General features: G+C 42.0%; 17 protein-coding genes. 13 read left to right on the forward strand and 4 right to left on the reverse strand.

The features are described from left to right. Position 1: 1 nt before the first annotated feature. Positions 2 to 895 carry a LysR substrate-binding domain-containing protein gene (locus tag C1X04_RS09020; RefSeq protein ID WP_110572426.1) on the forward strand — a complete coding sequence of 298 codons (894 nt, stop codon included), beginning with the start codon at positions 2 to 4 and terminating at the stop codon, positions 893 to 895. Position 896: 1 nt separating this feature from the next. On the opposite strand, the gene C1X04_RS09025 is transcribed toward C1X04_RS09020, so the two are convergent. Further along, complete coding sequence (locus C1X04_RS09025; protein WP_110572428.1) at positions 897 to 1,784, reverse strand: AEC family transporter; 888 nt, start codon at positions 1,782 to 1,784, stop codon at positions 897 to 899. A gap of 17 nt (positions 1,785 to 1,801) precedes the next feature. Then, complete coding sequence (locus C1X04_RS09030) at positions 1,802 to 2,707, reverse strand: LysR family transcriptional regulator (RefSeq protein WP_110572430.1); 906 nt, start codon at positions 2,705 to 2,707, stop codon at positions 1,802 to 1,804. A gap of 107 nt (positions 2,708 to 2,814) precedes the next feature. Here C1X04_RS09030 and C1X04_RS09035 point away from each other — a divergent pair, with 107 nt between their 5' ends. Then, positions 2,815 to 3,795 carry an aldo/keto reductase gene (locus C1X04_RS09035; RefSeq protein ID WP_137169723.1) on the forward strand — a complete coding sequence of 327 codons (981 nt, stop codon included), beginning with the start codon at positions 2,815 to 2,817 and terminating at the stop codon, positions 3,793 to 3,795. A 49-nt stretch (positions 3,796 to 3,844) separates the two neighbouring features. On the opposite strand, the gene bcp is transcribed toward C1X04_RS09035, so the two are convergent. Beyond that, entirely contained in the window at positions 3,845 to 4,294 is a 450-nt protein-coding gene (gene bcp / locus C1X04_RS09040) for a thioredoxin-dependent thiol peroxidase (RefSeq protein WP_110572434.1), read from the reverse strand. 226 nt (positions 4,295 to 4,520) lie between these two features. Between bcp and dapA the strand changes: the two genes are divergently transcribed. The 5 genes from dapA (at position 4,521) to C1X04_RS09065 (ending at position 9,211) form a co-directional block, all read left to right on the forward strand. Beyond that, positions 4,521 to 5,402, forward strand: coding sequence for a 4-hydroxy-tetrahydrodipicolinate synthase (gene dapA / locus C1X04_RS09045; protein ID WP_137169724.1), 882 nt, complete (start codon positions 4,521 to 4,523; stop codon positions 5,400 to 5,402). Next, complete coding sequence (locus tag C1X04_RS09050) at positions 5,399 to 6,463, forward strand: hypothetical protein (protein WP_137169725.1); 1,065 nt, start codon at positions 5,399 to 5,401, stop codon at positions 6,461 to 6,463. The genes dapA and C1X04_RS09050 overlap by 4 nt, the downstream gene beginning before the upstream one ends. A 41-nt stretch (positions 6,464 to 6,504) precedes the next feature. Continuing rightward, entirely contained in the window at positions 6,505 to 7,221 is a 717-nt protein-coding gene (purC, locus tag C1X04_RS09055) for a phosphoribosylaminoimidazolesuccinocarboxamide synthase (protein ID WP_110572440.1), read from the forward strand. 66 nt (positions 7,222 to 7,287) lie between these two features. Continuing rightward, on the forward strand, positions 7,288 to 8,532 hold the full coding sequence (locus tag C1X04_RS09060; protein ID WP_137169726.1) for a lipoprotein-releasing ABC transporter permease subunit: 1,245 nt from the start codon (positions 7,288 to 7,290) through the stop codon (positions 8,530 to 8,532). Further along, positions 8,525 to 9,211 carry an ABC transporter ATP-binding protein gene (locus C1X04_RS09065; RefSeq protein ID WP_110572442.1) on the forward strand — a complete coding sequence of 229 codons (687 nt, stop codon included), beginning with the start codon at positions 8,525 to 8,527 and terminating at the stop codon, positions 9,209 to 9,211. The genes C1X04_RS09060 and C1X04_RS09065 overlap by 8 nt, the downstream gene beginning before the upstream one ends. Positions 9,212 to 9,267: 56 nt before the next feature. Here the strand turns inward: C1X04_RS09065 and C1X04_RS09070 are convergent, their stop codons facing one another. After that, a complete protein-coding gene (locus C1X04_RS09070; protein WP_342767490.1) occupies positions 9,268 to 9,858 on the reverse strand; it encodes a DUF2062 domain-containing protein in 591 nt (196 codons plus the stop codon). Here C1X04_RS09070 and C1X04_RS09075 point away from each other — a divergent pair. Genes C1X04_RS09075 through C1X04_RS09100 form a run of 6 tightly spaced genes read left to right on the forward strand, consistent with a single transcriptional unit; the run spans position 9,836 to position 14,526 of the window. Next, entirely contained in the window at positions 9,836 to 11,770 is a 1,935-nt protein-coding gene (locus tag C1X04_RS09075; RefSeq protein WP_110572444.1) for a ComEC/Rec2 family competence protein, read from the forward strand. The genes C1X04_RS09070 and C1X04_RS09075 overlap by 23 nt on opposite strands. A gap of 13 nt (positions 11,771 to 11,783) precedes the next feature. Then, positions 11,784 to 12,410, forward strand: coding sequence for a MotA/TolQ/ExbB proton channel family protein (locus C1X04_RS09080; protein ID WP_110572446.1), 627 nt, complete (start codon positions 11,784 to 11,786; stop codon positions 12,408 to 12,410). Then, entirely contained in the window at positions 12,407 to 12,829 is a 423-nt protein-coding gene (locus C1X04_RS09085) for a biopolymer transporter ExbD (RefSeq protein ID WP_110572448.1), read from the forward strand. The genes C1X04_RS09080 and C1X04_RS09085 overlap by 4 nt, the downstream gene beginning before the upstream one ends. Then, positions 12,826 to 13,863, forward strand: coding sequence for a tetraacyldisaccharide 4'-kinase (gene lpxK, locus C1X04_RS09090; protein WP_137169727.1), 1,038 nt, complete (start codon positions 12,826 to 12,828; stop codon positions 13,861 to 13,863). Before C1X04_RS09085 ends, lpxK begins: the two co-directional genes overlap by 4 nt. Continuing rightward, complete coding sequence (locus C1X04_RS09095; RefSeq protein WP_110572452.1) at positions 13,856 to 14,053, forward strand: Trm112 family protein; 198 nt, start codon at positions 13,856 to 13,858, stop codon at positions 14,051 to 14,053. Before lpxK ends, C1X04_RS09095 begins: the two co-directional genes overlap by 8 nt. After that, positions 14,050 to 14,526, forward strand: coding sequence for a low molecular weight protein-tyrosine-phosphatase (locus C1X04_RS09100; protein ID WP_137169728.1), 477 nt, complete (start codon positions 14,050 to 14,052; stop codon positions 14,524 to 14,526). The genes C1X04_RS09095 and C1X04_RS09100 overlap by 4 nt, the downstream gene beginning before the upstream one ends.

The raw sequence follows: 14,526 nt of genomic DNA on the forward strand, positions 1-14,526 counted from the left end.
TATGTTAGATGATTTCGATCTTCCTCCGTTGCAATCGCTCGTCGTTTTTGAAGCATCAGCAAGGCTATTGAGTTTTACCGCTGCTGCACGGGAACTTGGTACGACTCAACCAGCAGTTAGTCAGCAAATAAGAGGGTTGGAGGAGTCTCTCGGCGTAATGTTATTCGATAGAATATACCGTGGCGTGGTGTTGACTGATGCCGGATATATTTTATTAAAAACGACGCAGTCTAGCTTGAGAGACTTACGTGATGTTCTGCAAAGAATTAAACAAAAACCGAAAAGTCAGCGAATTACCGTTGCGACGGACTTTGCTTTTGCCGCTTTTTGGTTGATGCCAAGACTGCCCGAATTTCGCAGATTACATAAAGATATTGATATTCGAATTCAAACCTCTCAATCGGAAGTGGATTTAGTGTCTCTTGAGGCTGATGTGGCAATTTTATTTGGAGAAGGGCAGTATCAAGGTTATCACAGTGAAAAACTGCTATCTGAAGTCGTCTACCCAGTGTGCAGCCCAAAGCTTTTTAATGAATTCTCTGGATTTAATAATTTGTCAGACCTGGTGTCGGCACCACTTTTAAAATTGAACGCTGATATGGGGCAAAAGTGGGTAGACTGGGACCAGTTGTTTCAACTCAATGATTCGCTGTGGCAGCCTTCAGAATCCGTAATGGAGTTTGATAATTATACTTTACTGGTACAGGCTGCGATTTCTGGCCAAGGTGTTGGTTTGGGGTGGTCACCCTTGTTAGATGACTACATTCAAAATGGCGTGTTGGTTTCACTGCCAAAATTTACCGTAGAATCTGATAATGGCTATTACATTGTTTTATCAAAGCAACATGCTCCCAACCCCGCTGTCTCAGCTTTTCTAGAATGGTTGAAAACTTAACTTAAGATAAATAAAACCACCAAACAGCGGCCGCTGAGCAAAGTGATAACGGCAGCGAAATAAGTATCATAAGGGCAATTTCATCGGTTGGCCCTTTGAATTTAGTGGCCAGCATATAGCTGATCACGGCAACAGGCATCATGCTCAATACAACTAATACAGAGCTTTCTAGGTGTGTTAGCGGAAAGACACTAATAACCAATATGGCACTTAAGCCACCAACAAAGGGACGAAAAAAAGATAGAGCAGCGGCTCGGTATATTTTTTTGCCATCTTGAATCGATAGATTACTCAGAGACTTCCCTAATAACATTAGCATTATTGGTAGCGTTATATGGCTGAGCATGTTCAGTGTGTTCATTAAAGGGGCAGGTAAGCTCAGGTTGAAGCTTAAGAATAACGCGCCAACAACGAGGGCTATAACAGGACCATTTTTTAATAATTGCTTTACACTATAGGAACCGGACATAAAGCCAACCCCTAAAGTGAAGTGGCTTATCTGGACAACCGATGAAATGACAACCGCAATAGCCATGCCTTCATTGCCAAATAACGCATAAGCAATTGGAATGCCCAGGTTGCCTGTATTTGGGTTAACCAACGGGGGAAGATAAAATTGTGTGGGAAGCTTTAGTGATTTTAAAAAAATAAAAGAAACAACCCCAGCTAAGACCAATACAGAAACGGTAGCGCTGATGATTTTAAGCATGCTAAAAACTTGCATTTGCATCGATAAAACCGAGTAAAGCAGCAAAGCTGGTAAGCCTAAATTAGACACTAAAGCGCCTAGTGATGGACTCTCTAAATAGTTTGTTTTCTTTCCAAGGAAGAACCCCAAACAAATCAGTAACAAAATAGGGGTGAGAGAACTCGCCAAGGCCGACAGCATATAAATCCTTATAGACTCTATGATTTTTTGGAGGCGTCCATAGTAAAGGCTTCCATTAAATAGTGCACCAATGCTTTTACTCTTAGGCTAATATTCCGTGACTTAGGGTAAAGCAGAGTTACGTCAGAATGAGGGATATGCCAGTCTGGTAGTAACTCTATCAAGCGGCCAGACTCAATATCGTCTTTTACATAATAGGCTGGTTGTCTTGATATTCCAGCGCCATCTAGAGTTGCTCGTCTAACCACATAACCATTTGAGCACTTAAGTTTTCCCTGCACTGGTAAATCGTATTTCTCTTTGCTACTGATATGGGTGAAGGACCAACGTTTTACTGAACCATTAATCAACGCATGATCTAACAAGTCTTTCGGGCTCTGGGGCTTAGATTGGTTTTCAAAATACGTTGGACTGGCAACAAGATGATTGGTGTAGCGGGTGAGCTTTCTTCCAATTAGGTTGGAATTCATTAAAGCCCCCATCCTAACAACAAGGTCGTATTGCGATTCAATTAAATCTTCTCGTGTACTAGAAAAGCTAAGCTCAATTTCAATCTTCGGATTGTCATTCATAAACTGAATCAATATCGGTGCAAGTATTTCTTCACCAAACAAACCTCCTACTGAATTAATTCTGATTTGGCCTCCGATGCTCGAATGAGCATTCTGTGCCGACAAAACAGCATGCTCCAGTTGGTTCACTCCTTGGCGCGACAATTGATAAAAGGTTTCTCCAGCAGGAGATAATGACAGCGAGCGAGTCGATCTATAGAGCAATTGAACGCCCATATCTTTTTCTAATCGGCTTATTATCTGTGAAACACGCGCTCTCGAAAGGTTAAGTTGTTCTGCCGCTTTCGAAAAGCTCTGCGCTTCAACTACGGTTAAAAATTCGCGAATACCTTCGGGAAAATGCGGATTCATACTGTTAAGTCCTATTAAACAATCATTTTAATGTATCGATAATTATAAACAGTTAAAAGGCTCGTATAGTAGAGGGATTCACGAATAACTTTATCGTAGGAGCATGTATGAAAACTCGGGTACTGGGGAAAACAGGATTTGAAGTATCGGAAATCGGCTTAGGATGTTGGCAACTTGGCAATGACTTTGGGCCAGTAGAAGATCAAGAAGCGGTCGCAATCTTACAATCAGCAGTGGACGAAGGAATTCATTTTTTTGATACCGCTGACGTATATGGTGGTGGTTTAAGTGAACAAAGAATAGGGAAATGGCGAAAAACGTTAAGCAATCAACCTATCATAGCTACTAAAGTTGGTCGCAATAGTGAGCTATACCCAAATGGTTACAGCAAGGCGAAAGTAAAAGAAAGCTTACAGGCTTCCGCTAAACGATTAGGTGTGGAAGCCATTGATTTGGCTCAACTGCATTGCGTGCCTAGAGATGTCTTGTTCTCAGGCGACTTGTTGGCTTGGATGGAAGACTTTAAGCAAGAGGGCATAATCAAACACTTTGGCGCCAGTGTCGAGATGTTGGATGAAGCAAAGTTTTGCTGTGAGCATCCCCAAATTGCCAGCTTGCAGATTCTGTTTAATGTGTTCCGTCAGGATGCAGTAGACTCATTGTTACCGCTAGCGAGTAAAAATGACGTGGGTATTATTGTGCGTTTGCCACTGGCGAGCGGCTTATTAACAGGAAAAATGGGACTTAATCATACTTTTAGTGAGCATGATCATCGTTCATATAATAAAGATGGTGCGGCATTTCATGTAGGAGAAACCTTTAATGGTATCCCATTTGAAAAAGGCATTGCTCTAGTTGAAGCTCTGAAAGAAAAACTGCCTGAAGAACACAATATACTGGATGTGTCTCTACGTTGGATTTTAGATCAGCCACAAGTATCAAGTATTATCGCTGGTGCGAGTCGCTCCTCACAAGTTGTTCGCAATGCCGCGGCATCGAATTTGCCACCTTTAAGTAAAGAGTTGCATAGCTTGTTAGCGGACTTTTACCGTATGGAAGTTAGAGATGAGATTCGTGGAGGGATCTAGTAATTGCTAAAACAATGGCGCGTGTGTTTTCGCGCCATTGTTTTGTGGCTTATTTTAGGATCTGCTCAGCGTGAACTTTGGTTTTCACTTTGCTGATGATGTCGGAAATAACGCCATTTTCATCGATAATAAAAGTGGTTCTTACTGTCCCCATAGACTCTCGCCCCATAAACTTCTTCAGCTGCCAAGTCCCGTATAGTTCATGAACCTCTTTTTCTGTATCCGCAATTAACGGAAATGGTAGATCGTATTTTTCGATAAAATTCTGGTGTTTTTTCTCTGTATCGGTACTAACGCCCAAAACAACAAAACCTTGATCCAAAAGCGCCTGATAGTTGTCGCGCAAATCGCAGGCTTGAGCTGTACAGCCAGGCGTATTATCTCTTGGGTAAAAATATAAGACGACTTTCTTACCTTTAAATTGACTAAGAGTGATCGTATCGCCGTTTTGATCTTTAGCACTAAAATCTGGTGCAATTTGTCCAATTTCAATTGTCATATGGCTGCTCTCTGTTTCATTAATAGGATTTAATAGTATGTATTTTGTTTAATATTTGCTCTGTATGTATGAGCTTAAGAAAGAGTATCTTAACAAGGGCTTAGTGAAAAATCCTCTTGTCATGAGTTTCTTACGAATTTACGCCTGCTTTACGTCCTCGAATTATTGTTAATCAAGAGTCTGGACGTTACTATAGGCGCGCTTATAATTTTAACGGAGACTCGAAATGATCACAGGTAGTTTAGTTGCGCTTATCACACCTATGTCACCAGATGGCGCTGTAGATACCCAAAAATTAGATGATCTAATAGAGTTCCATATAAATGAGGGGACTCATGGCATTGTTGCTGTGGGAACGACAGGCGAGTCTTCCACTCTGACGCCTGAAGAGCATGCCAACGTTATTCGTCAAGTAGTGAATACTGTTAATGGTCGTGTTCCAGTTATTGCAGGGACTGGCGCTAATGCTACCCATGAAGCTATTGATCTTACTCGAAGTGCAAAAGAAGCAGGCGCTGACGCTTGCTTGCTGGTAACACCTTATTACAACAAACCGACTCAAGAAGGGTTGTATCAGCACTTTAAAGCCATTGCTGAAGCGGTTGATATTCCTCAGATTCTTTACAACGTACCGGGTCGAACTGCATGTGACATGCAAAATGAAACAGTCGTACGTCTTTCATCCATTACGAATATCGTTGGAATCAAAGATGCCACTGGTAATTTGGAGCGTGGAGAAGCGTTAATTAACGCGCTTCCAAATGATTTCGCTGTTTACTCAGGTGACGATCCAACCGCCGTCTCTCTTATGCTTCTTGGCGGTAAAGGCAATATATCCGTTACGGCAAACGTCGCACCAAAAGCGGTTGCGCAAGCAGCGGAAGCCGCGTTAGCAAACAATTCTGATCTAGCTCACTCAATTGATACCACTATATCATCACTGCATACGAATCTATTTTTAGAATCTAACCCAATACCAGTAAAATGGGCGTGCAGCCAATTGGGTTTGTGTGAAGATGGTATTCGCTTACCTCTTACCCCGCTTTCAGAGCAGCATCATCCAGCTGTTCGACAGGCATTGATAGAAGCTGGAGTTTTATTAGTATGAACAAGTTAGCTTTACAGTTAATCGGTGCAAGCTCGGTGGCATTTTTGCTATCTGGCTGCAGTACTTTTTTTACTGACCATTCAGATGATTATCAAAAAGAAAGTACTGCAACAACACCCATCGTGATGCCAGATGGCTCCCAACCTGCAAAGGATGTTTTGGTTATACCAAATGAAAACACTATTGCAGATTTAGAGGGTGTTACACCTTATGAGACACCACGTGCTCCCTTTATATTTTACCCTATGGTCGGCGTTGATGTGATTGAAAAGCCGGATGCGATTCAATTTTCAATTCCTGCCAACAGTAGCCAATCTAAGCGTATTGTGACTGATTTTTTAACCGCGCTGCATGGTGCAGGGTCACCAATAGCTTCTCAAACTGAAAATCAGATTGTCAGTGTGCCATTTGATTTTGATCCACAAGGTTGGTGGGGCTCATTATGGAGTAGCATTACTCGAGTTTATCCAGCTACCCCAGCGTTTTCTTTTACATTCAACGAAGTTGAAGGTAAAACATTATTATCCGTTCAGTACCGTGAAGAGCAAAAAGGGGCAGAGGCAAGCAATTGGATGAGTCCTGTTAAAAGCCAAGATGCCTATTCTGTAGCAGTGCGTCTTTGGGGAACCATAGGGCGTCAACTAAATCAAACATCTGCTTATCTATCCAATCGTGGTTCAGAGACTACATTCCCTATTTGGGTTGACCATCGCGGAATTTTTGCCATTTATTTAGGTAAAAACTCTTCAGCATCGGAAATAGAAGCAAAATTAAATGCAGCTGGCCTTTATTTGATTCCAGACCAAGACAATATGCTAGCGCCAGTCCCTGCAGAAGAGGTTGCGCGTATTGGTGATGTTGTTGACTTCAACATTCCTGGTAGTGAACAAAAATTGTTTAAGGTGTACCGTCGAAACCTTGATGATGTTAGCTGGGAAAAGCGAGAATATCCTTATCAGATTTCACGCCAAAAAGCGGGTGATTTTTTAGTGATTGATGTTTCTGCTATGGATTCTCCAGAAGTGACATCCTTTCATTTAGTTCAGCGCTTTTTAAAGTAATTAAGATTAACCCCTCATAAAAGAAGACCGGAGACTCTCCAATGGAAAAACGACAAGAGCTGTATGCAGGTAAGGCAAAATCTGTATTTCGTACAGATGACCCTGACAAAATGGTTCTAGTATTTCGCGATGACACCTCAGCATTTGACGGAAAGCGAATAGAGCAGCTTGATCGTAAAGGCATGGTGAACAATAAGTTTAACGCTTTCATCATGAGCAAATTACAAGAAGCTGGAATCCCAACCCATTTTGAAAAGCTTTTAAGTGATACAGAGTCGCTCGTAAAATGCCTTGATATGATGCCGGTTGAATGTGTCGTACGAAATGTTGCTGCGGGCAGTCTATGCCGTCGTTTAGGTGTTGAGGAAGGCATTGAATTATCACCACCAACGTTTGAATTGTTTTTGAAAAATGATGCTTTGGGTGACCCAATGATCAACGAATCTCATGTTGAATCATTTGGCTGGGCAAAAGCGGCAGATTTGGCAAAAGCAAAAGAACTTACATTTAAAGTAAATGATGTACTAAAAAAGATTTTTGCTGATGGCGGCATGATTCTAGTTGATTACAAATTAGAATTTGGTCTATATAAAGGTGAAGTTTTATTAGGTGACGAATTCTCTCCAGATGGTTGCCGTTTGTGGGATGCGAAAACCAAAGAAAAACTTGATAAAGATCGTTTTCGTCAAGGCTTGGGTGGCGTTATCGAAGCTTACGAAGATGTTGGTCGTCGTATAGGTATCGATTTCGACGCCTAAACGAATTTGGCGATTAAATCTATAATGGAGGGATATTCCCTCCATTTTGCTATGCAAGGATACACATTGATTAATTTCCTACCTGTTGCTATCGGGCTTAGATACGCCCGCGCTAAGCGCTCAAATCATTTCATTTCATTTATCAGTTTTTCCTCTATCGCAGGCCTCGCTTTGGGCGTGATGGTTTTAATCACCGTATTGTCTGTGATGAATGGGTTTGATCGTGAATTACGCCAACGTATTTTAGGCATGGTTCCACACGCTACCTTGTGGGGAAGCCCTGTTTTACATGATTGGCGAGAAACAGCTAAGTTGGTTGAAGCCATGCCAAATGTTGTTGGGGTTGCGCCGCACACCCAAGCACAAGTTATGTTTCAGTCTGGTTCAAGTGTTCATGGCGCCATACTAAATGGTATTAATCCAGAGATGGAAAAGAAAGTGTCTATCATTGGTAACAACATGGCTTCAGGCTCTCTCGATGCCTTGGATGACACAAGCTTCGGGATTGTCTTGGGCGCACAACTTGCCAAAATGCTAAGGGTTGATATTGGTGATAAGGTGACAGCGATTTTGCCAAAAGCAAACGTTTCGATTGCTGGTGTTGCACCGGTTTTAAAACGTTTTACCCTTGTCGGTACGTTCGAGGTTGGGGCAGAGCTGGATAGCAGTTTAGCCTATATAAACATTAAAGATGCCGCAAAATTGAAGCGTTACAAAACTGACGAAGTGGAAGCGCTAAGAATTTCGTTTGATGACTTATTTGTCGCACCATCACGTATTTGGGATATAGCCAGAGAAGTGCCTGGGCAAAACAGAGTCAGTGACTGGACCCGCACTCACGGTAGTCTTTTCCAAGCAATAAAAATGGAAAAAACCATGATAGGGCTGTTGCTACTTCTTATTGTGGCGGTCGCAGCTTTTAATATTGTCTCCACTTTAGTAATGGTTGTAACTGATAAGCGTAACGACATCGCTATCCTGCGAACTATGGGCCTAACCTCTACCCAAGTTATGTGGGTGTTTATTGTTCAAGGTATGTTCATTGGTATGCTAGGGACCTTAATCGGCGTTGTGCTAGGCGTGACATTGGCATTGAATGTGAGTGAACTGATTGCTGCATTACAGAACTTGTTAAATGTTCAATTCTTAAGTTCAGATGTTTATTTTATTAACTATTTACCGTCTGAACTCCAGTGGTCGGATGTTGAATTAATTGTTACTTCTGCTTTTATCATGACGGTTGCCGCAACAATTTATCCTGCTTGGCGAGCATCAAAAGTAGAACCCGCGGAGGCATTGCGCTATGAGTAGTAATATCGTTTTGGAATGCCGTCAATTGTCGAAGCAATATCAAGATGGCAAGCAAGTGGTCGATGTCTTCCAATCTATTGAGCTCTCTTTAAATAAAGGAGAGGCTTGTGCAATCGTGGGGGCATCTGGATCCGGCAAAACCACCTTACTTAATTTGTTGGCGGGCTTAGACTTGGCAACCACAGGCGATGTGAAGCTTGCGAATGTTTCTTGGTCCAGCATGAAAGACGCTAAGCGGGCGAAGATGAGAAACAAAGAAATGGGCTTTGTTTACCAGTTTCATCATTTACTCGCAGAATTTTCTGCACTGGAAAATGTTCTTATGCCTATGTGGATTGCTGGAATGAACAAAAAAGAAGCGTATCAGCGAGGTGAAGAATTACTTGGGCAAGTTGGTCTAAAAGACAGATTACATCACAAACCGTCACAGCTATCTGGCGGTGAAAGGCAGCGAGTTGCCATTGCTCGTGCGCTAGCCAATCGTCCTGCTTGTGTTTTGATGGATGAACCAACAGGTAATCTTGATGAAACCACGTCCGTGGAAATTCAAAAGCTGATTAATGAGCTAAAGGTCAATTACGGCATGGCGTTTCTTGTTGTAACGCATGATGAAAAAATGCTTAGCTGGATGGATTCGGCTTATAGATTATCAAAGGGGACTTTGCAGCCACTTAAGTAATCTTATTGAAAGCTCTAAAGAAGGTCGAGAGAGGAGGTTGCACTCCGACTCTCGGCTTATTTTTTGTCTGGAGTATTACGGGCTTTACGCTCTTTCCAACGCTTTAAGACATGCAAACGCCACAGTATGGAAATAACAGCATAACTGATGGCACCGACAACCAGTCCAGAGGCTACGGATCCAACATAAAGTGGAAGCCATATGTGTTCCATTTTATCCCATATCCACTCAACGGAAAGGTGAAAATTCTTGTCGTGATGCAGATCTAAAATAAGCGAGCCAACTTTGTAGTTAAAATAGAATACAAAAGGCATGGTTAGCGGGTTTGTAATCCAAACGAGTGCTATCGAGAGGGGGATATTTGCTCTAAGAGGAATAGCTAATAAAGCCGATGCTAACATTTGGAAAGGCATTGGAATAAACGCCCAAAATAGGCCATTAAAAAATGCCCTAGCAACGGATTTCCTGTTCAAATGCCATAAGTTAGCCTCATAAATTTGAGACCCTAATAGATTCAGCGCTTTACTTTGTTTTAGCTTTTCAGGGTTTGGTATGAATTTTCTTAGATAATTCTTCGGCATAATCAGGTATTGAAAAATTAGCAATTTAAGACAAGGAGGTCTTATGTTACTAAGTAGTTTGTCCATATTGATGGGCGCCATATTGGTGCCGAGCGATTATTTATGGGTGTATTCTACTCATATCGTAATGGTGTGTCTCTACTTAATATGGACAAAGCGCTTCCTAGTGCTATTTTTGACACTTGTGTCCTTAATGTTTCTCGCTTTTCATGAGGGCAAACAGCCATCGACCATACCGATTGATGCACAAGAAGTGGTCTTTATAGATTTCCAGCAAAGAACCCTGTTCCCTTCTAGAAGCCTACCCCCAGAGCAATCCGGCTCCTTTAAAAAGCAATCCGTTGAAATTATGTATTTCACCCCGAGCGGAGAGCGAAGAACACATCAGAATTTTAATTTGCGCTTTGGTAAGGTGTTCGAAGCAACAAGGCACGATCTATCCTCAGAATACATCAAAGGCGTTGTCAAAAATGTCATTCTCTCGGACAAAGAAGGCAGTTGGTGGCAGAAAAAACTTTACATTAATCGGCAAGTAGCTCAAATCACAGTGGAGCTTTCAGAGCACGATATACAAAGATTGGACAGCCTAAGGTCATCACCAAGGGACCAACTTCTTGAGACATTAGATTCAAAGTTATCCGACTTTAGTTCTTGGCGTTTTTCAAAAGCCTTGCTGTTAGGGCAAAATGATCTTTGGAGTCAAAAAGACACTTGGGTGATCCGAACATTAGGATTGGCGCATCTTTTTGTCGTTTCAGGTCTGCATACTGGATTTATGTTTGTAATCGGAAGCTTGGTAAGTAGGGTGGTTTGGCGGCTTCTTCCGGGAAGCATACTCTTATCAGGATTAACCCGCTGGCATTGCAACGCCATAATAATCATTCCGCTATTATTTTCTTATGCCTATTTTACAAACTGGGGCGAACCGGTCGTAAGAGCTTCCATAATGTTGAGCGCGTATTTATTTGCTCGCATGTTATCACTGCATTTTTCTGCCTATAGCATCATAACATTTGCTTTATGGTTGGTGCTTTTAGCGAACCCCAGAGCTATTTTAAGTCCTGGGTTATGGCTTTCATTTAGCCTGGTGTATTTGCTTATTGGCTATTGCCAAACAGCTAAGTTGTCTCGCTTATTTATGGGGCAAATGATGTTAAGCACAGCTTCTATGGTTTTGATTCTTGGCTGGCAAGAAGAAATCTCAAGCGTATCAGTGTTAGTCAATATGTTGCTTATTCCTTTCGCGGCCTTTGTTTGGTTCCCATGGGGGCTATCGGCTTGCTTTGAGGCTTTTTTGATTGGCTCAACCTACTGCTATAAATTGTTGGAAATGCTGCTTTATTACGTGGATGAGCTAATTAACTGGGTGGCTTTTCGTCTGCCACTGTTAGCGTTTGAAACTTTTCCAACCGATTTTCCAAGGATTTTAATGCTGTTCTTGATCGTATTCTGGGTGTATCAGAGCCCATTAAAGCGAGGCATTCTTAGCTTAACCAGCATTTGGTGCTTACTCTTTTCTTCTACACTTCTCTACGATAATAAGCCTGACTACTTGATACAAAATAAAAACAACAGCTTGATCTTGAAAAGTAATGACCAAATATTAATGGTTAATTCTTGGGCTGGTAGCGATGTTGAACGTCTGACATTTGATTCAGATCTACATTTCCATTCAGCTGGTAGTTATATGTTATCGCCAGCGCAAATGTCGGATTTAACGCCCAATAAATTAGTCTCGGCCGATGCGTCATGGGTATTTTTACAAAAAGCGGAAGCCGAAATGACCACCGTAATGCTGGATGCATTAAAGGTTAATTGGCTTATTATTGCGAATGGGGAATTTTTAGAGTTCTACTTTAGAGACAAGCATCTTTCTCTGCGACACTCTTCGTGTCTTTATTCATTTTTTCTCTTAAAATCTGACACTTGCAAGCGTGTAGAAAAGCTAGAGAGTGTGTTAAATTACTTACAAACTTAAATTGGAGAGCGAAGTGTTAGCCTTTATTCAAACTGGTGGTTTTTTCATGTGGCCGTTATTGGCCTGTTCCATTCTTACTTTGGCTATTATTATTGAGCGTTTTTGGACTCTCCGCCAATCGCATGTTGCTCCTAAAGGTCTCTTATCTGATGTTATGTCACGATTACGTGACGACAGAATGACCATTGAATACATTCGTTCAATGCAGGGTCAAGCAGGGCTTGCATCAATATTTGCAGCGGGGTTGCTAAACTCAAAGCATGGGCGAAGCTCGATGAAAGAAAGCATTCAAGAGGCTGCCAGTCATGTTATCCATGAGTTAGAGCGCTTTATGAATACGTTAGGAACTATTGCTGCGATTTCTCCATTGCTTGGTTTGCTTGGAACCGTTGTTGGTATGATTAAAGTGTTCTCTGTGCTAATGGAAAGTGGGGCTGGAAACACCGCGTTATTAGCTGGCGGTATTTCGGAAGCGCTATTAACAACCGCTGCCGGCCTTGGCGTTGCTATCCCTGCTTTGATTTTTCACCGCTTTTTTAGTCGTAAAATTGATGTTCTTGTCGTTACGATGGAGCAACAGTCCACAAAACTGATCGATGCTTTACACACAGATAGAGAGAAGACAGGGGTGGCACAGTGAAGTTTCGTCGTCAAAAAATAGATGACGTTCAAATTAATTTAACGCCCTTGATTGACGTCGTTTTCTTGTTGTTAATATTTTTCATGGTCAGTACAACCTTTAATCAAAGTACAGAATTAACGATAGACCTTCCAACAGCGACATCGAATGCTCCAGCGTCCGACAGAACGAAAAATATTGAATTAGTGATCACGGCGGATGGGCAATATGTCATTAATGGTCAGACGCTCATTAATGAGAAAGTAAGTACCTTAATACAAGGCTTAAAAGAAGTTGGAGAAGGGGATTTAACTCGTCCGCTTATCATTACCGCAGACGCAAAATCGCCTTATGACTTGGTGTTAAGAGTTTACGATGCTGCAGCAAGCTTGGGGATTACCAAGCTGGCGCATACAGCACAGAAAGAGCCTAGTCAGTGAGTTTTGAGTCGCTATTTACTCGATCTTGGTATGGTCGTTGTGGTTGGACCCATATCTTTCGTCCACTTCAGCCCTTAGTTAATAAGGTCGTAGCTGACAAGAGGCGTCGCTTTGTAGAGCACCCGCAATTGTCCTACAAAGCCCCTGTGCCGGTCATAGTGGTCGGTAACATAAGTGTTGGGGGAACCGGGAAGTCGCCAATGGTCGTTGCCCTGTGTAAGCTCTTAACGGAAAACGGATATCGACCAGGCATTGTCTCCCGCGGCCATGGTGCAAAAATTAAAACACCAACTCCAGTTTACCCAACAAGTTTGGCTAAAGAGGTAGGTGACGAGCCTGTAATGCTTGTCCGTCGCGCTAATTGCCCAATGGTGGTTTACCCTAAGCGAGATGAAGCCGTTAAGTATTTGTTGAATACAACAGACGTTAATGTTGTTATTAGTGATGACGGTATGCAGCACTACCAACTTAATCGAGATATCGAAGTTGCCATGTTAGATGCTTCTCGTGGGGTTGGTAATGGCCACTTGCTTCCTGTTGGCCCATTAAGAGAACCTGTTGAACGACTTAATGACGTCGATTTTATTGTTAGTGTATCCAGCAAAACGACAGAGTCTCTCAATCTTTTGGGCCTGCCAATTACACTTGCTCCACTAACACCGACCGAACTGGTATCGCTTGATGGGGCTAAGCGAATGGACTTGCGATCCGCTTTTACGCCAGAGTCAAAGTGGCATATTATGGCAGGTATTGGTAACCCTGAGCGCTTTCTAACAACATTAGAAAATCTCGGGGTGCAAAGACAAAACACAACTCATCAATGGTTTGCTGATCACCATGCTTTTGAAGCCACAGACATTCCATCTAATGGTGCCGTGGTTATGACAGAGAAAGACGCAGTTAAGTGCCAAGCGCTTGAGTTATCAAACGCTGAGGTTTGGTATTTACCGGTGTCTTTAGAATTGCCCTTAACCTTTCAGCACACATTTTTAGAAAAACTTAATCAAATTATTACGGATCAATCCAATGAATAAAACCTTACTTGATATCCTTGTTTGTCCAGTTACCAAAGCCACTTTAACCTTGAGTAAAGATGGTACAGAGTTGATAAGCAAAGTCGGCGGCATGGCGTATCCAGTTAGAGATGGCATCCCTGTTTTATTAGAAACAGAAGCTCGCACATTAACGGCTGATGAACGCTTAGATTCAGATTCTTCAAAATGAGAAGTTACAAAGTATTAACGGTGTGTTTGGGCAATATTTGCCGATCACCTGCAGCGCAAGGTATTTTGGAAGCTGCTGCTAAACAGAATGACGTTTTTTTAGAACTTGATTCTGCAGGAACTGCAGCCTATCACATTGGAAATCCGCCAGACTCTCGTTCCATTGCTGCGCTTCGTCAGATTGGCATTGATATCTCTCACCAGAAAGCACGCCAAGTAACCAAAGAAGATTTTAATGAATTTGATTGGATTTTAGCTATGGATAGAGAAAATCTATCCAATCTTAAAAAAATTCAGCCACAAAACAGCAAAGCATCATTGGTCATGTTTGGTGAATTTAATGATCAAGCTGCTTTTGGCGAAGTCGCTGATCCTTATTATGGTGGTAATGAAGGCTTTGTAGAAATGCGAAAACACCTTACTAAAATTGCTGATGCATTTGTACATCACCTTCATTCCAATAAAGAAGATTAG

Source organism: Marinomonas sp. FW-1 (genome assembly GCF_005222245.1).
GTDB classification, from domain to species: domain Bacteria; phylum Pseudomonadota; class Gammaproteobacteria; order Pseudomonadales; family Marinomonadaceae; genus Marinomonas; species Marinomonas alcarazii.